The organism is Embleya scabrispora DSM 41855 (assembly GCF_000372745.1).
Classification (GTDB): domain Bacteria; phylum Actinomycetota; class Actinomycetes; order Streptomycetales; family Streptomycetaceae; genus Embleya; species Embleya scabrispora.
This window is the reverse complement of sequence record NZ_KB889629.1, coordinates 19,489-36,662: the sequence shown is the minus strand read 5'-3', so window position 1 is coordinate 36,662 and position 17,174 is coordinate 19,489. Positions and strand designations below refer to the sequence as shown.

Below are 17,174 nucleotides of genomic sequence, written 5' to 3'. Positions count from 1 at the left end.
CGCGGCGGCTCGCCGTCCGATGGCGCCGGCTCGACCGGGAGCCTGCGGCCGACCGGGGGCCACGCCGCGGGGCGGGCCGTCGAACGGGCCGAATTCCCGTCGCACGACCGCCCCACCAGCACACCGACCGGCCGGGCGGTCTCCACGGACCCGGGAACCCGGGATCGACGATCGGCCCACCCGGGGGTCGCCGCCGGCGCCCCGGGCCGGCCGTCGCGGGGTTGGTTCGGCCGCCGATCGCGCGAGGCCGCGCGCTCCGGTCGCAGCGGGCGTCTCGAGCCTCTCAAGCAATGGATCCCCCGGGCGCGAGCCCGAACGGTGATCAGTCTCACGTCGTCGAAGGCCCCGGGGGGTTCGGCAAAGGCGCGTGAAGCCGGACAGGAGTGCCCGTCGCGGGGCTCGCGCCGAGTCGCCCCCGGGACCGGACCGGGTCACTCGAACCCGACTCCGACTACGATCGGCCCGATTTCACCGGCCGGCACCGGTTTGCGGCACTGTGTCGCATATCCTGGCATTCCGCTTCCGCGGCGGCACGGCGCCGCTATACCTTTGCGAACGCTGCCCGCGCAAGCCGGGCGCCGGGGCCGCCTCGACGACCGGAGCGCTCGCCGCCAGGCGCCCGCGTGATGGGCACGAACCCGGGCATTTACCGTCGTATCGACCTCCGATCGGCATCCGAGGCACCCGCGACCCGGCTGCGACCTCGGCTCGAAGTCGGGTTCCCGCACTCGATACGAGACGTACATCACATCCCTCGGAGAGCAACCTGAGGGGCCTTACGACAGTCAATGATGCGGAGACTCGCATCGCGCGGCCTCCATTTCCTCGATCCGCTTGAAGGGAACCCCGAAACGTGGCAGGTAAAGCGATGCGACGGCGCACCGTTCCGGCCGTCCTGGTCGCCGGCGCGATCCTGTTCACGGGGGCCTGCGGGCTGCTGGGCGGCGACGACAAGGGCGACAAGACGAGCAATGCGGGCAGCGGGTCCACGGTGACACCCGGAGCGACCGGCGGTGCCGCGGGCGGCGCCGAGTCGGGCAAGCCCCAGGAGTCGGCCAAGGGCGCCGCGCCCCAGGTGACCACGAGCCCCGAGGACGGCGCGACCGGTGTCGACCTCGGCGACCCGCTGGCGTTCGCGGTCGAGGGCGGAAAGATCACCGCGGTCAAGGTGGTCAACGCGAAGGGCGAGCCGGTCGACGGCACCCTCGCCGCGGACGGCAAGTCCTGGAAGCCGAAGGTCCCGTTCACGCCCGGCGGTCAGTACACGGTGAGCACGACCGCCACCAACGCGGACAACACCCCGACGACGGTGTCCACCAAGTTCACCACGCAGACGCTGGGCAAGGAGGTGACCGCGTCGATCTTCCCCGACGGCGGGACGGTCGGGGTCGGCCAGCCGGTGTCGGTGCGCTTCGACCGGCCGATCACCAACAAGGCCGAGGCGGAGAAGGCGATGAAGGTCACCGCCACTCCGGCGGTTGCCGGCGCGTGGCACTGGTTCGGCAACACGCGCGTGGAGTGGCGGCCGAAGGACTACTGGAAGGCCGGCACGAAGGTCAAGGTCGACCTCAATCTGCGCGGCGTGGACCTGGGCGGCGGCGCGGGCTCCAAGCAGTACAAGAGCTTCAACTTCGGGATCGGCAATATCGCCCGGATCTCCACCGTCGACGTGGCCGCCAAGACGATGACCACGACCGAGAACGGCAAGGTGGTCAAGACCACCAAGGTCACCACGGGTGAGTCTCCCAAGTACGACACCTGGGGCGGCGTGATGGTGGTGATGGAGAAGTACACCCAGACCCGGATGAACTCGGCAACCGTGGGCCTGGGCAAGGAGTACGACATCGCGGACGTCCCGTCGGCGGTCCGGATCACCACCTCCGGCACCTTCGTGCACGGCAACTACTGGTACGACAAAGCGAATCCGCCATTCGGTCGGGCCAACACCAGCCACGGCTGCGTGAGCATGACGCCCGAGGACGCCAAGTGGTTCTACGACCACGCGGATCGCGGTGACGTGGTCAAGGTGATCAACTCCAAGGAGCGCACCGTAGCGGCCGACAACGGCTACGGCGCGTGGAACCTGAGCTGGTCGCAGTGGCTGGCCACGAGCGCGACCAAGCAGTGACCCGCGGGTGACCTCCGGGGGCGCGCCGCGGTCGCCCCCGGCACCCCGATCGAGCGACCCGCTCCGACCGAACACCCGTCAATTGAGACCGCGATCACAGGGTCCCCCGCGCAACGGCGGCAGCACCGCCGGCGTCCCTTTGGTGAATCCACCAGACGGCCGATCACGGGGGACCCTTTTCATGCCTCGCACCACCCACCGCTTGGGAGTCGCCGCGATCGTGGCGGCGTCGCTGCTGCTGACCGGAGCCTGTAGCAAGGACGACGCGAAGAAGAAGACACCGGATCCGGCGAAGGCGGCCGGCGAGAACCGCACCGGCCCGGTGGACCCCGCCGCCGTCACCCTGACCCCCGCGGACAAGGCCACCGGTGTCGATCCCGGGACGCCGATCACCATCGCGGTCGGCGGCGGCAAGATCGCCGACGTCAAGGTGACCAACGCGAGCGGCGAGTCGGTGGACGGCGCGCTGGCGGGCAACGCGTGGAAGCCCAAGGTGCCGTTCATGTACGGCGGCAAGTACACGGTGACCGCGACCGCCAACAACGCGGAGAACAAGCCGACCACCGCGACCGCGGCGTTCACCGTGCTCAACCCCACCCAGGCGGCCACCGCGACGTTCATGCCGGACGCCGATTCCACGGTCGGTGTCGGTCAGCCGGTCTCGATCACGTTCGACGAGCCGGTGAAGAACCACAAGGCGGTTCAGGAAGCGATCAAGGTCACCGCCACCCCGGCGGTGGACGGCGCGTGGCACTGGTTCGGCAACTCGCGGGTGGAGTGGCGGCCGAAGGACTACTGGCAGGTCGGCACGCAGGTCAAGGTCGACCTGAACCTGCGCGGTGTGGACCTCGGCGGCGGCGTGATGTCGAAGCAGTTCAAGAGCTTCTCGTTCAAGATCTCGGACACCAAGCGGATCGCCGTCGTGGACGCCAACGCGCACACGATGACCGTCTCCGAGAACGACCAGGTGGTCAAGACGATCCCGATCACGGCGGGCGAGGACCCCAAGTACACGACCTGGAACGGGATCATGGTGATGGAGGAGCGCTACCCCACGCTCGACATGAACTCGCAGACGGTGGGCCTGGGCAACGAGTACGACCAAAAGGCCGTGCCGTTCGCGATGCGGATCACCGAGTCGGGCACGTTCCTGCACGCGAACACGTGGAATCCCAACAATCCGTTCGGCCGAGCCAACACCAGCCACGGCTGCGTCAGCATGACCCTGGAGAACGCCAAGTGGTTCTACGAGCGTTCGATCCGCGGTGACATCGTCCAGGTCAAGGGCAACGAGGAGAAGCCGGTCGCGGCCGACAACGGCTACGGCGCGTGGAACCTGACCTGGGAGCAGTGGACCGCGGGCAACTGACCCACCGGCCGCCGGCCGGCTCGCACACGCTGTCTAATCTGTCCGGATGACCGCCCCTCAGGACCCGCCGCTGCTGGACGACGCGACGTTGACCCGCTCGCCGATCGTGGCGAACAACGCGATGAACCGCGAGCGGGGCCTGCGCGGAGTGAACAGCTACGCGCGCGCGTTGGGCTTCGACCCGCTGTCCCGGTTGGGCCCCGGGACGGCGTGGCTCGACCTGTGTTGCGGGTCCGGTCGGGCGCTGTTCGAGGCGGCCGGTGATCCGCGCGCCGAGGGCGTGCGGATCACCGGAGTCGACCTGGTCGACTTCTTCCTTCCCGCCGCCCGGCCGGCCGGGCTCGACCTGATCGCGGCCGACGCGACCGGGTGGACCGCGCCTGGGCGCTACGACCTGATCACCTGCGTACACGGGCTGCACTATGTGGGCGATCGACTCGGGTTGCTCGCCCGGATCGCGTCCTGGCTGACGCCCACCGGCCTGTTCGTCGCCGACTTCGACCCGGCCGGACTCGCGCTCGCCGCCGACCTGCCGGGCGAGTTGCGCCGCCAGGGCTTCGAGTACGACGCGCGCCGCCGGCGGCTGACGCTGCGTGGGGCGCGGGAGGTGGAGTTCCCCTACGCCTACCTGGGCGCGGACGATACGGCCGGGCCCAACTACACGGGCCAACCGGCGGTACGTGCTCACTACACCGGAACGTGACCGAGGCCACGGTGGTGACTGCGCCCGAATGAGCGTATGAACTGTTGAATACATCAACCATGGGTACGCCTGCCACGGAACAACCGTTGCCGCAGCCGTCCCGACAACCCTTCCGAAGGTCCTCCCGACAACCCTCCCCTGGCGAGACGAGGCAGCCGTGTGTTGGAGCGCCGAAGCCGATCTCGTGATGGGCAGCGCCATCACGGCCATAGGCATAGCAAGCGTCGCGTCGGTACGGCGGATCAACGATCTGCCGATGGCGATGCTGCCCGTACTCCTCGGCGCCCACCAACTGGTCGAGGCGGTGGTGTGGAAGGGCGAGCGGGGCGCGGTGTCCGCCGGCACCGCCGAGATCGCACGCGAGACGTGGGCCTTCATCGCCTTCCCGCTGCTGCCCGCCTTCGTCCCACTCGCCGCGGTGGCCGCGCAATGGCCGTTGCGGCGCGGCCGGGAGCGGGTCCGGGCGAGGTTCTTCGTACTGCTCGGCCTGGTGGTCGCCGGTGCGCTCGGACACGCGCTGGCATCGCGCCCGGTGAACGCGGAGATCTGCGGAAACACCGTGCGCTACTCGGTCGGCATTCCCGGCGCCCCCTGGGTGATCGCCGGCTATCTGGTGGCGACCCTGGGGTCGCTACTGCTGGCCAGGGACCGATTGTTGCGCTTCTTGGGCCTGGTCTGCGCCGTCGGCGCGGCCGTCACGATGCGTTTGTGGTTCCACTCCTTCGCCTCGACCTGGTGCGCCGTGGCGGCCGTCGCGAGTGTGATCGTGCTGTGGTGGGTGCGCTCCCGACGCGATCTGCCGGCGGGAGCGTGGAGACACCGATCCGGGCCGGTCTCCGAACTCGCGCGCTGAGTCGGCCCGTCGGCGCGGCTGCGCAACCGGTGCGGGTGGCGGGGCAGGATCGCGTGCGCGGCGCCGGACTCAGGGCAACAGCAGTGAGCTGTCGCCGAACTCGTGCCACAGGTAGCCCTCGGCGAGTGCTTCGTCGTACGCCCGACGCACCACCGCAGGACCCACCACCGCCTCCAAAAGCAGCAGGTGGGTCGCCTCCGGCGCGTGCAGGCCGCTGATGATGCCGTCCACCACCCGGGCCGGTCGGTCCGGGCCGAGCAGCAGGTCGGTCCAGCCGCGCGCGGCCGTGATCTCGCCGTCGGGTCGGACCGCCGACTCCAGCGCCCGGGTCACCGTCGTGCCCACCGCGATCACCCGACGGGCCTGACGGACCAGGCTCGCGGTGTGCTCCGGGACGTTGAACCATTCGCGCAGCGGCGGCTCGCCCATGTCCTGGGAGGACACCCCGGTGTGCAGCACGATCGGCGCGACGGTGACGCCGCGGGTGATCAGATCGACGACGAGTTCGTTGGTGAACGGGCGTCCCGCGCTGGGCATCTCGGCGCTGCCCTCGTCGCGCGCGAAGACCGTCTGATATGCCGTCAGCGGCCATCGTTCGCGCAGGTAGGCGTAGGTGATCGGACGACCGCGATCGGCCAGGAAGGTCTCCACCCGGGCGTGCGGCACGGTGATCCGGGCCTTCCACAGCCGCTGCGGGGTGTGCTTCGCCGGATACGGGTCCAGCAGCAGTGCCATCCCGCATCCGGTGCCGGGAAAGCGCACCGCCTCGAACCGGCGCACGTCGTCCACCGGCCCGGGCGTGCCGTCGGTGTGCCGCAGTTCGAGCACCCAGGTCTCGGCGTCGATCCGGGTGGCGAAGTGCGCGGTCACCGGCGAGCCGTCGGCGCGGTAGCCGTCCACCGCGGCGGGCAGCGTCGCGGAGGTGTTCACCACCAGCAGGTCGCCCGGGCCCAGGTGCCGGCCCAGGTCGCGGAACACGGTGTGCTCGACCCGCCCCTCGGCGTGCACGAGCAGTCGGATCCCGTCCCGGGTCAGTCCGCGCGCCTCGGCGGGTTCGGTCGCCGCCTGGGCGACCGGGGTGCTCACGAGGTCACCACCGAGGCGAACTCGGCGACGGTGTACCGGCCGCTCGCGGGGCGCTCGTCGAGCAGCCGCAGCAGCGCCGGCGCCACCGTCTCGGCGGCCGGCCGATCGGAGACGTCCTCGCCGGGGAACGCCTGCCGGTGCAGGTCGGTGTTCATGTCACCCGGATCGAACGCGTAGACGTCCAGGTCGGGTTGCTCGGCGGCCAGCGTCGCGGTGACGTGGTCGAGCGCGGCCTTGGTGGAGCCGTAGCCGCCCCAGCCGGGATAGGCGTTGACGGCGGCGTCCGAGCTGATGTTCACGACGGCGCCGCGCTCGGGGCGGCCGAGCAGCAGGGGCAGGGTCAGTTGGGCGAGCGCGAGTGGCGCGAACACGTTCACGTCGTACGCCCGGGCCAACTCGGCGAGCGGGTAGCCGGCGAGCGGCGGCATCGGGCTCGGGCCGAGCACGCTCGCGTTGTTGACGAGCAGGTCGAGCCGACCGGACTCGCGGACCACGTCGCGCAGTTCGCGGCGGTGCGCGGGATCGGTCACGTCGCCGGCGACGGCGATGACGTCGGTGTCGCCGCGCAGTTCGTCGGCGGCACGGGCCAGGTCGGCGGCTCCGCGAGCGTCCAGGACCAGCGTCCAGGAGCGGGCGGCGAGCGCGTGGGCCAGGGCCAGGCCGAGCCCCCGCGAAGCGCCGGTGATGAGTGCGACAGGCATGGTGTTCTCCAGGGGAATTCCACACCCCACCCGGTGATGGGCTGCCCCTCTACACTGCAAGTTCAAGTGCACTTCAGGTCAAGCGGACGAAACCGCAATCGACCGGACTTCAGGAGGCGGCGTGCTCACCGGGACGGACTTGTTGACGGTCGGCCAGATGACCGCGCGCAGCGGATTCGCGGCATCCGCCCTGCGCTACTACGAGGCGGAGGGGTTGATCAGCGCGAGCCGCACGTCGGGTGGGCAGCGCCGCTACGAGCGGCACATCCTGCGCCGATTGGCGTTCATCCGCGCGGCGCAGAACATCGGCCTCTCCCTGGAGGAGATCAAGGAGGCGCTCGGCAAGCTTCCGGAGGGCCGAACGCCCACGCCGGCCGACTGGGCGAAGATCAGTCGGGCCTGGCGCGGGCGGCTGGAGGAGGAGATCGAGGCGCTGGTACGGCTGCGGGACGGTCTGGAGCAGTGCATCGGCTGCGGCTGCCTGTCGATGAAGCGCTGCCGCATCTCCAACCCCGACGACGTGGCCGGCCGCTACGGCTCCGGCGCCGTAACCCTCCCCGAACTCCTCCGTGAAGACCGCCGCACACACGGCTGACCCGCACACGGCCGACGCCGCCGGAGATCCGGCCGCCGGCCCGGGTCAGTAGCGGTCCCGCACGACCGCGGCCCCGCCGGAAGCCACCGTCGAAATCGCGGGCGCGAGGAGCGCGGGAGGCTCGGGGGAAGCCGAGAGTGTCGACCAGTCCGGCGTCGCGCCGATGTCGTACGTCCGCAACTTCGCAAGCACCGCCGGGTCCTGTACGTCGAGCCAGTCCACCAGGTCGTGGAAGCTCACACACTTGGTCTCCGGTCGCACACACACGGTCCGCATGGTGCGCTCGACGGCCTTCATGTAGATGCCGCCGTTCCATCCCTCGAAGTGGTTGCCGATCATGAGCGGCGCCCGGTTCCCGGTGTACGCGCGGTCGAAGCCGGCCATGTAGCTCGCGTACGCCTGGTCCTCCCACGCCTGAAACTTGGCCGGGTCGCCCTTGACCGTGCGCGACTGGTTGAACATCACGTTGTAGTCCATCGACAGGACTTCGAACCTGCGTCCCGGCAGCGGGATTTGCTGCAACGGCAGGTCCCACGTCCCGTTCACCTTGTCCGGCCACACCTGGCGCCCACCGGACGAACTCGCGTCATAGCGAAAGCCCATCGACGGCGCGGCTTCGAGCAGCGCCTTCTGGCCCTCCAGGCACGGCGCCCGGCCGCCGATCAGTTCCTTGTCGTAGTCGAACGGAAGCGCCGGCAGGTCGGCCCAGCCGGTGTTGGTCCGCCAGGTCTTGACGAGCGCCCTGGCCTGCTCGACCTCGCTGCGCCAGTCGTCGGCCGACCACGAACCGCCGCCGGTCCGCCCGCAGAAGTGGCCGTTGAAGTGCGTGCCGATCTCGTGGCCCTCGTTCCACGCGGCGCCGATCTGTTCCAGCGTCATCCGCAGGTGGGCGTCGTCGAGGTAGCCGATGTCCGAGGCACCGATCGGCTTGTGCGGCGGTCGATACCTGGCCCGCGCGGCCTCCGGCAGCACGTACACCCCGGACAGGAACAGCGTCATCTTGGCGTTGCTCTCCTTGGCCACCTGGCGAAAGCGGGAGAACAAATGCTTTTCGTCCTCAGCGGCCCCGTCCCAGGAGAACACCACGAACTGCGGCACGACCCGGCCCGGCGCGAGCTTCTCCGGCTTGACCCGGCCCGGCTGCTCCCCGGTGTCCGACGTGGAACCGTCGCCGATCAGGGTGACCGGCTTTTGGGCGGGCACTTCCTGGGCTCCCTGGGCTCCCCGAGTCGGCGCCGCGGCCTTCCGCTTCGGGCCGTCGTCGTGCCCACCGGCGAAGACGACGAAGCCGATGGCAGCAACCACCGCCACCACCAGAGCGATTACGGCCGTGCCACGGGATGCTCGCACGAATGCCCCAAATGCTCGGAAATGTAGGGAATCAGCAGCAGGCTAGAACGCCCGTTGCCACGGTTGGGAACACGCCGAGCCGCGCGCAGGAGCATGATCACCACATGGGATGAACCGATACACCCACTCGGCGGCCGCGCAACCGTGCTCACCAACCGACCGAGGTGTCCGCGCGCACCGAACGGGCTATGGATAGCCGGGTCGGTCCTCGAGGCCAAGCAACCCGGCCGGCGTTCGAGGCCGACCACAGCACGGCCGATCCGATGGGAGCCTCGATGCACGAAACGCTTCGGGACGCGAAGAACACCCTCCTGCCACCCCGCGAGGACCCGCACGGCCCGCTCCCGCCGCTCCTGATCGTGCTCACCGTGGTGACCGGCCTGGTGGACGCCCTGAGCTACCTCGAACTGGGCCGCGTGTTCGTCGCGAACATGACCGGCAACGTGGTCTTCACCGGCTTCGCCCTGGCCGGCACCCCGGGTCTGTCCGTGGCCGCCTCGATGGCCGCCCTGGCCGCGTTCCTGGTCGGCGCCGCCGCCGGAGGCCGACTCGGCGCCGCGTTCGGTAACCGGCGGCTGCGCCTGCTCGCGATCGGCTGCGCCCTCCAGGCCGTGCTCGTCGCGGCGGCCCTGGTGGTGGCCGCGGTGGTGAGCGGGCCGGCCACCCGCGAGCGGTACCCGCTGATCGTGCTCCTCGGCCTGGCCATGGGACTCCAGAACGCGGTGGCCCGGCGGTTGGCCGTACCGGACCTGACCACCACGGTGTTGTCCCAGACGCTCACCGGACTCGCCGCGGACATCCGCCGGTTCGGCGGGCCCGGCTCGCGCGCGGGCCGCCGGCTGCTCTCCGCGTGCGCGATGGCGCTCGGCGCGTTCTCCGGCGCGACGCTGGTGCTGCACGTACACGTCCTGATCGCCTTCGCCGTGCCGCTCGTACTGCTGGTCGGCACGGCCGCGTTCGCGTATCGCCTGGATCGCCCGGCCGGCTGGGCCGAAGTCCGGGACGAGGCTGCCCCCGACGCCCGCGCGGACGCCGATCCACAGCGGGGCGCGCCGCCGGACGAAAAAACCGTTTGAGATCCGCGGCAACCGGGGGTTAGCCTGTAGCGGTCACATTGTCGTCCGTCTGGATGGTCCGTTGCGCATCTGAGGTCCGGACATCGCGCCGCTCGAGCCCTGTGTGCTCGCGGTCGCGTTCTCGACCTCGGTGTGGCCGTCCCGGACGACTTCTTCATGTCCGGCCCCCTCCCGATCCCGCCGCGCGGTGTCCCACGCGATCCGTTCACCACGCGTCTCCGGGAGCCACCCCATGTCTTTTCCGACCGCACCCGCGATCGTTTGTTCCGACCTGTCCTTCGCCTGGCCCGACGGCACCCCGGTCTGCACCGGCCTGGACCTGGCCATCGGCAACGGCCGAACCGGCCTGGTCGGGGTCAACGGCGCGGGCAAGTCGACCCTGCTCAAGCTGATCGCCGGCATCCTGCGACCCACCTCCGGGTCGATCACCGTCGGCAGCGACCTCGGCTACCTGCCGCAGCACCTCCCGCTCGACGCGGCCCGTCGCGTCGACGACGTACTGGGCATCGCCCGAACGCGCGCCGCGCTGTTGGCGATCGAGGGCGGCGACGCGGATGTACGGCACTTCGACGCGGTCGGCGACGACTGGGACGTCGAGGAACGCGCCCGGGCCCAACTGGACCGACTCGGGCTGCCGCACGTCGATCTCGACCGCACGGTCGGCACCCTGTCCGGTGGCGAGTCGGTACTGCTCGGACTCGCCGCGCTGCTGCTGCGTCGTCCCGACGTACTGCTCCTGGACGAGCCGACCAACAACCTCGACGCGTCCGCGCGCGAGCGGCTGTACGACGCGGTGCAGGGGTATCCGGGCGTGCTCCTGGTGGTCAGCCACGACCGGGTCCTGCTCGACCTGGTGGACCGGATCGTCGAATTGCTCCCGGACCGGGCCCGCGCCTACGGCGGAAATCTCAGCGCGTATCTGGAGGTCCTGGAGCAGGAGCGCGCGACCGCCGAGCGGCTGGTCCGCACCGCACAGACCGACCTGCGCAAGCAGAAGCGGGAACTGGCCGAGGCCCAGGTACGACTGGCCCGCCGGGTCCGAACCGGCCGCAAGGCCCAGTTGGAGGGCGGCCTGCCCAAGATCGTCGCGGGCAACCTCAAACGGGCCGCCGAGGTCTCCGCGGGCAAGCTCAAGGGCACCCACGAGGGCCGGCTCGACGACGCCCGCACGCGGTTGTCCGAGGCCAAGGACGCGGTCCGCGAGGACAAGGAGATCCGGATCGAGTTGCCCGAGACCGAGGTGCCCGCCGGGCGCACGGTGCTCGTGGCCGAGGGCCTGAACACCGCGGATGGGCTGTACGGGCCGAACGGCCTGGATCTGATCGTCCGCGGCCCCGAACGCATCGCGCTGATCGGAGACAACGGCTCGGGCAAGACCTCGCTGCTTCGGCTGCTCACCGGTGCGGAACAACCGGCCGAGGGCACCGTGCGAATCGGCGTCGAGGGCGTGCGCCATCTGCCCCAGCGGCTGGACGTACTGGACGAGGACGCGAGCGTCCTGGCCAACGTGCGCCGCTTCGCGCCTTCGGCGACGGACGCGGAACTGCGCGGCCGACTCGCCCGCTTCCTCTTCAAGGGCAACCGCCCCGAACAACGGGTGGGCACCCTCTCCGGCGGCGAGCGTTTCCGCGCGGTCCTGGCCGCGCTCCTGTCCGCCGACCCGCCGCCGCACCTACTGATCCTCGACGAGCCCACCAACAACCTGGACCTGGCCTCGGTCCACCAACTCGAACAGGCCCTCAACGCCTACCGAGGAGCCCTCCTGGTGGCGAGTCACGACCGCCCCTTCCTCACCAACATCGCCATCACCCGAGAACTCACCCTCCACCGAGGCCACGGCCTCAATCCCCCCGGCACACCCCCCGAGGACGAACCCACCGCAACCCCCGTCGACCCGACCTGAGCCCTGACCGCCCCAACCCCAACCGAGCCTCGAGCGCCCGCCGTACCCACTTCGGTCCGGCCGGCGCTCGAGGCCGACCGGCCTGCCCGGCTTCAGGCCACCCTCGGCCTCAGCCCTCCTCGCGCGCAGGGGCGGAGTCGTTCCCCCGCCGAATCGTGCGCACGGGGCCACCCGGCCGCCAGACCCGAATCACGATCTCCTCCCCCTCGACCCCGATCCGACTCACCTCGTCCAACTCCACCCGAAACAGATGGAACGGCTCCGGCGCCATCGTCTCGGCCGCATACCGACCCTTGACCGCGTCGTCGACGACCTCGATCGCCCGCCCGCTCACCCGCACGTCGCCGTGCGTCATCTCGGCGCCCTCCCCCGGGTTCGCGAAGATCGAGAATCGTGGGTCGCGCAGCAGATCCCGCGCCTTCATCGAACCCGGCATCATGCCGAGCCACATCTGCTCGAACCGAAAATCCGCCTCCAGCCCGCTCAGCCGAGGCGCCCCGTCCCGCCGGACCGTGCCCAGCACGTGGTGCTTGTACATCCCGAAGCGCTCACGCACCGTCGCCGCGAACTGCGGCTCGACCTTCTCGAACTCCGCCCAACTCGTCATATCCGAATCCTGCGCCGTCATCCCTGACAACAGTTGGCAAGGATTCCGAGCTAGTTTCGTGTCATGCGATCCGGCCGACTGGTGGCGCTGCTGCTCCACCTGCAGAACCGACCCGGCGGGGCGACCGCCGCCGAGCTGGCCACCGAGTTGGAGGTGTCGGTCCGTACCGTCTACCGCGACGTCGCCGCGCTCCAGGCATCCGGCGTACCGCTGTGGACCGAGACCGGGCCGCACGGCGGGATCCGGCTGGTCGAGGGCTGGCGGACCAGGCTGGACGGGCTCACCGGAGACGAGGCGGCCGCGCTGTTCCTGTCCGGCGCGCCGCACGCCGCCGACGCGCTGGGCCTGGCCACCGTGCTCGTCGCGGCGCAGACCAAGGTGATGGCCACGTTGCCCGCCGACCTGCGTACCCGCGCGGGTCGGGTCCGGCAGCGCTTCCACCTGGACGCGCCGGGCTGGTTCCAGCACGACGAGGACGTCCCGTGCCTGACCGAGATCGCGAGTGCGGCGTGGACCGGTCGCCGACTCGACCTGCGCTACGCGCGCCGCGACCGCGAGGTGGCCCGCCGACTGGACCCGCTCGGCCTGGTCCTCAAGGCGGGCGTCTGGTATCTGGTCGCCCGCCACCGCACCGACATCCGCAGCTACCGGGTGGCCCGGGTGGTGGCCGCAAGCACCCGACCCGAGCGCTGCGAGCGTCCCGACGGCTTCGACCTAGGCGCGTGGTGGGCCCACAACAACGACGACTTCGCCCGCTCGCTGATGCGGTCGGCCTGCGTGATCCGGGTCTCACCGTACGGCTTGCGCCAACTGCCCCGCGTCTTCGGCCCGGTGGTCGCCGCGGACGCGCTCGCCTCGGCCGGACCACCGGACCCGGCCGGTTGGCGTGAGCTGCGACTGCACACCGAGTCCGAGGAAATCGCGGTGGACCAACTGACCGCGCTGGGCGCGCATGTGGAGGCCGTGTCCCCGCCGAGCCTGCGCCGCGCCATGGCCGAAGTCGGCGCGGCGATCATGGCCAACCACCGGCCCACGGAAGATCCCTCGCAAGGCTGACGGCACCCTCCTCTCGGGGCGCGCCGACACCGGCCGCGACATTTCGGGAACCCGGGGGCGGATACGGATCGTTGGTACGGGCGAGGTGTACGGAGCGTGACGAGTCGTCGACTCCGCTACGAGACATACCTCACCGGTACGGGGCTCCCCTAGGGGGAAGGGTCGTTCGGCGTACCCGGGGTCCTCCCTGCGTAGGACGACCGGATCTGTCCTTCGAGAGGATTCGCCAACCCCTCATCACCCCTACGGTGAACCTGTGCACTGCAAAACGCGGAGCGCAACCATCACCACCTCGACTGGGGGACAGACTCGTGACCACGGCCACGGCTGCCATGACCGACGCGGACTCCAGGGGCACGATCGCCGCCCGCGCGCAGCAGCTCACCAAGGCGTACGGCGAAGGCGAGACCCGAGTCGTCGCTCTCGACAGCGTGGACGTCCAGATCGGTCGTGGTCAGTTCACCGCGATCATGGGCCCCTCCGGCTCCGGCAAGTCGACCCTGATGCACTGCCTCGCCGGCCTCGACTCGGTGAGCAGCGGCAAGAGTTGGATCGGCGACACCGAGATCACCGGTCTCAAGGACAAGGCGCTCACCAAGCTTCGTCGCGACAACATCGGTTTCATCTTCCAGGCGTTCAACCTGCTCCCCACGCTGACCGCGCTGGAGAACATCACGCTGCCGATGGACATCGCGGGCCGCAAGCCGGACAAGGCGTGGCTGGACACCGTGATCGAGACCGTCGGCCTGCGCGACCGGCTCAAGCACCGCCCGAGCGAGCTCTCCGGTGGTCAGCAGCAGCGCGTCGCGTGCGCCCGCGCGCTGGCCAGCCGGCCCGAGATCATCTTCGGTGACGAGCCGACCGGCAACCTCGACTCGCGCTCCGGCGCCGAGGTGCTGGCCTTCCTGCGGCGCAGTGTCAACGAGCTCGGTCAGACCATCGTGATGGTCACCCACGACCCGAACGCGGCGTCCTACGCGGACCGGGTCCTGTTCCTGGCAGACGGTCGAATCGTCGACGAAATGCTGCGTCCCACGTCCGACGCCGTGCTGGAGCGCATGAAGCGCTTCGACGGCGCCCGGACCAGCTGAAACAGGCGGAGAGTCCCCCACCATGTTGAAAGCCACGTTCCGCAGCTTCCTCGCCCACAAGGGGCGAATGGTGCTGTCCGCCCTGGCAGTGCTGCTGTCGGTCGCGTTCGTCTCCGGCACCCTGGTATTCACCGACACGATCACCAAGACGTTCGACGACCTGTTCAAGTCCACCGCGTCGGACGTCTCGGTCAAGCCCAAGTCCGAGTTCGACAAGAACGACCTCGCGGTCACCGGCGAGACGCCCACCCTCCAGCGATCGCTGATCGAAAAGATCGCCAAGGTGGACGGCGTCAAGGAGGCGCACGGCAACGTCAACCTCGAGTCGCTGACCGTGGTCGACAAGCACAACAAGTCGGTCGGCCCGTCCTCGGGCGCGCCGACGATCGCCACGAACTGGTTCGAGACCGACCGCACCCCGGTCAAGATCACCAGTGGTGCCGCGCCCAAGGGCCCGGCCGAGGTGATGATCGACTCGGACACGGCGAAGAAGAAGCACGTCAAGATCGGTGACGAGCTGCGGGTGATCGCGCCGAACGGCGAGTTCCCGGTCAAGGTCAGCGGCATCGTGACCTTCACCACCACCAACCCCGGCGCGGCCCTGCTCTCGTTCGACAACGCGAGCGCCTCGCAGCGACTGCTCGGCGACCCGAACCTGGTCACCTCGGTGTCGGTGACCGCCGCGGACGGGGTCGGCGACAAGGAACTCAAGCAGCGCGTACAGCAGCTGCTCAACGACCCGAAGAACCTCGAGGTCCAGACGGCCGCGGAGTCCGCCAAGGACGCCAACGACCAGCTGAGCGGCTTCCTGAACGTGATGAAGTACGCGATGCTCGGCTTCGCCGGTGTCGCCGTGCTGGTCGGCATCTTCCTGATCTTCAACACCTTCTCGATGCTGGTCGCCCAGCGCACCCGTGAGTTGGGCCTGATGCGGGCGATCGGCGCGAGCCGGGCGGACGTGAACCGCTCGGTGCTGCTCGAGGCGGTCCTGCTGGGCGTGGTCGGCTCGACGCTCGGCCTGCTGGCCGGCCTCGGCCTGGCCGTCGGACTCAAGGCACTGATCAGCGCGGTCGGGATCAACCTCAAGGGCACGTCCCTGGTGATCAAGACCTCCACCCCGATCGTGGCCTACCTGGTCGGTGTGATCGTCACCGTCATCGCCGCGTACGTGCCGGCCCGCCGCGCCGGCAAGGTCGCCCCGATGGCGGCCCTGCGCGAGGCCGGTGCGCCGCCGCAGAAGTCGATCAAGACCCGCTCGATCATCGGCGCGGTGCTGTTCGGCCTGGGGGCGCTCGCGCTGGTCGCGGGGGCCACCGCGGAGAACGGCGGACAGGGCGGCGGATTCCTCGGTCTGGGCGTGCTGTTCACACTGCTCGGCTTCATCGTGTTGGCGCCGCTCCTGGCCCGCACGGTGGTCCCGGCCCTGGCCTCCTGGTACCCGAAGCTGTTCGGCTCGATGGGCCGGCTCAGCCGGGAGAACGCGCTGCGCAACCCGCGCCGTACCGGTGCCACCGCGTCGGCGATCATGATCGGCGTCGCCCTGGTCAGCGGCATGGCGGTCGCGGCCTCGTCGATGTCGGCCTCGTTCGACAAGCAGATCGACAAGTCCCTGGGTGCCGACTACACCGTCCAGTCGCTGACCGGGACCTTCCCCGAGCCCATCGTCCAGGCGGTGCGCAAGACACCCGGCGTCGGCGACGTCGTTGCCACGACCCTGAGCAACGCGACGATCACCGCGGACGGCAAGTCCAAGAAGGACTTCATCCTCGGCTCGGACCCGGGCATGGACGGCACGATCAAGACCACCTACCTCCAGGGCAGCGGCGACGCGGCCATCGCGGCGGGCAAGGCGGCCATCGGCGAGGACTTCGCCAAGGATCACCACCTCGGCATCGGCGGCAAGATCGAGATCGCCTTCCCGAACCTGCAGAAGACCACGGTCGAGGTCGGCGCGATCCGCAAGAAGTCCGACGATGTCATCGGTGTGGGCGAAACGCTCGTGATCCCGAACACGATCATGAAGAAGTTCGTCCCCAACGTGCAGTACCAGAGCGTGAGTATCAACGCGGCCAATGGTCAGGACGCGAAGAAGGTCGGCGCCGCGCTCAAGTCGTCGCTCGATCCCTTCCCGCAGGTCCAGGCCCGCGACCAGAGCGACTACAAGGAACTGATCGGCAAGCAGATCGACACGTTCCTCTACCTGATCTACGGCCTGCTCGGCCTGGCGATCATCATCTCGATCCTGGGTGTGATCAACACGCTGGCGCTGTCGGTGGTCGAGCGCACCAGGGAGATCGGCCTGATGCGGGCGATCGGCGCCTCGCGCCGGCAGATCCGCCGGATGATCCGCCTGGAGTCCATGGTCATCGCGGTGTTCGGCGCCCTGGTCGGGCTCGCGCTCGGCATGGCGTGGGGCATCGGGGCTCAGCGTCTGCTGGCCAAGCAGGGCCTGGACGTCCTGGAGATCCCGTGGGGCACCGTGATCGGGATCGTGATCGCCGCGGCGGTGGTCGGCCTGCTGGCCGCCGTGATGCCGGCCTTCCGGGCGGCGCGGATGAACGTCCTGCGAGCGATCGCGACGGACTGATCCGCACCGGGTGATCCACCCTTGAAGCAGCCGGCTCTCCATCCTCCCCCCTTGGGGAGCCGGTGACCG

At 69.9% G+C, this 17,174-nt stretch carries 14 protein-coding genes; 10 read left to right on the top strand and 4 right to left on the bottom strand.

Translation table 11 applies throughout. The annotated features are described in order from the left end of the window. Positions 1-868: 868 nt before the first annotated feature. The 4 genes from A3IC_RS54255 (at position 869) to A3IC_RS0113590 (ending at position 5,053) form a co-directional block, all read left to right on the top strand. A complete protein-coding gene (locus tag A3IC_RS54255) occupies positions 869-2,128 on the top strand; it encodes a L,D-transpeptidase (protein WP_020550603.1) in 1,260 nt (419 codons plus the stop codon). Positions 2,129-2,309: 181 nt separating this feature from the next. Beyond that, positions 2,310-3,497, top strand: coding sequence for a L,D-transpeptidase (locus A3IC_RS0113600; protein WP_020550602.1), 1,188 nt, complete (start codon positions 2,310-2,312; stop codon positions 3,495-3,497). A 46-nt stretch (positions 3,498-3,543) separates the two neighbouring features. Further along, a complete protein-coding gene (locus tag A3IC_RS0113595) occupies positions 3,544-4,200 on the top strand; it encodes a class I SAM-dependent methyltransferase (RefSeq protein WP_020550601.1) in 657 nt (218 codons plus the stop codon). 187 nt (positions 4,201-4,387) lie between these two features. Further along, the gene (locus A3IC_RS0113590; protein ID WP_020550600.1) at positions 4,388-5,053 is read left to right on the top strand and encodes a DUF6629 family protein; all 666 of its coding nucleotides are present in this window, start codon (positions 4,388-4,390) and stop codon (positions 5,051-5,053) included. Between the two features lie 69 nt (positions 5,054-5,122). Here the strand turns inward: A3IC_RS0113590 and A3IC_RS0113585 are convergent, their stop codons facing one another. Next, positions 5,123-6,139 carry an S-adenosylmethionine:tRNA ribosyltransferase-isomerase gene (locus A3IC_RS0113585; RefSeq protein WP_020550599.1) on the bottom strand — a complete coding sequence of 339 codons (1,017 nt, stop codon included), beginning with the start codon at positions 6,137-6,139 and terminating at the stop codon, positions 5,123-5,125. Beyond that, positions 6,136-6,840, bottom strand: a complete 705-nt coding sequence (locus A3IC_RS0113580; RefSeq protein ID WP_020550598.1) for an SDR family NAD(P)-dependent oxidoreductase — start codon at positions 6,838-6,840, stop codon at positions 6,136-6,138. The genes A3IC_RS0113585 and A3IC_RS0113580 overlap by 4 nt, the downstream gene beginning before the upstream one ends. A gap of 121 nt (positions 6,841-6,961) precedes the next feature. Between A3IC_RS0113580 and soxR the strand changes: the two genes are divergently transcribed. After that, the gene (gene soxR / locus A3IC_RS0113575) at positions 6,962-7,435 is read left to right on the top strand and encodes a redox-sensitive transcriptional activator SoxR (RefSeq protein ID WP_020550597.1); all 474 of its coding nucleotides are present in this window, start codon (positions 6,962-6,964) and stop codon (positions 7,433-7,435) included. A gap of 45 nt (positions 7,436-7,480) precedes the next feature. On the opposite strand, the gene A3IC_RS54250 is transcribed toward soxR, so the two are convergent. Continuing rightward, positions 7,481-8,749, bottom strand: a complete 1,269-nt coding sequence (locus tag A3IC_RS54250) for a polysaccharide deacetylase family protein (protein ID WP_020550596.1) — start codon at positions 8,747-8,749, stop codon at positions 7,481-7,483. A 311-nt stretch (positions 8,750-9,060) separates the two neighbouring features. Between A3IC_RS54250 and A3IC_RS0113565 the strand changes: the two genes are divergently transcribed. Further along, entirely contained in the window at positions 9,061-9,861 is an 801-nt protein-coding gene (locus A3IC_RS0113565) for a YoaK family protein (RefSeq protein WP_079026442.1), read from the top strand. 232 nt (positions 9,862-10,093) lie between these two features. Further along, positions 10,094-11,764: an ABC-F family ATP-binding cassette domain-containing protein gene (locus A3IC_RS0113560; RefSeq protein ID WP_020550594.1), complete on the top strand. Its 1,671-nt coding sequence runs from the start codon at positions 10,094-10,096 to the stop codon at positions 11,762-11,764. A 109-nt stretch (positions 11,765-11,873) separates the two neighbouring features. Here the strand turns inward: A3IC_RS0113560 and A3IC_RS0113555 are convergent, their stop codons facing one another. Then, positions 11,874-12,371: a pyridoxamine 5'-phosphate oxidase family protein gene (locus tag A3IC_RS0113555; RefSeq protein WP_020550593.1), complete on the bottom strand. Its 498-nt coding sequence runs from the start codon at positions 12,369-12,371 to the stop codon at positions 11,874-11,876. 63 nt (positions 12,372-12,434) lie between these two features. Here A3IC_RS0113555 and A3IC_RS0113550 point away from each other — a divergent pair, with 63 nt between their 5' ends. From A3IC_RS0113550 to A3IC_RS0113540, 3 genes are all read left to right on the top strand, one after another. Continuing rightward, positions 12,435-13,427, top strand: coding sequence for a helix-turn-helix transcriptional regulator (locus A3IC_RS0113550; protein WP_020550592.1), 993 nt, complete (start codon positions 12,435-12,437; stop codon positions 13,425-13,427). 332 nt (positions 13,428-13,759) lie between these two features. Beyond that, positions 13,760-14,518, top strand: coding sequence for an ABC transporter ATP-binding protein (locus A3IC_RS0113545; protein ID WP_026218223.1), 759 nt, complete (start codon positions 13,760-13,762; stop codon positions 14,516-14,518). Positions 14,519-14,540: 22 nt separating this feature from the next. Beyond that, the gene (locus A3IC_RS0113540; protein ID WP_020550590.1) at positions 14,541-17,105 is read left to right on the top strand and encodes an ABC transporter permease; all 2,565 of its coding nucleotides are present in this window, start codon (positions 14,541-14,543) and stop codon (positions 17,103-17,105) included. Positions 17,106-17,174: the final 69 nt, after the last annotated feature.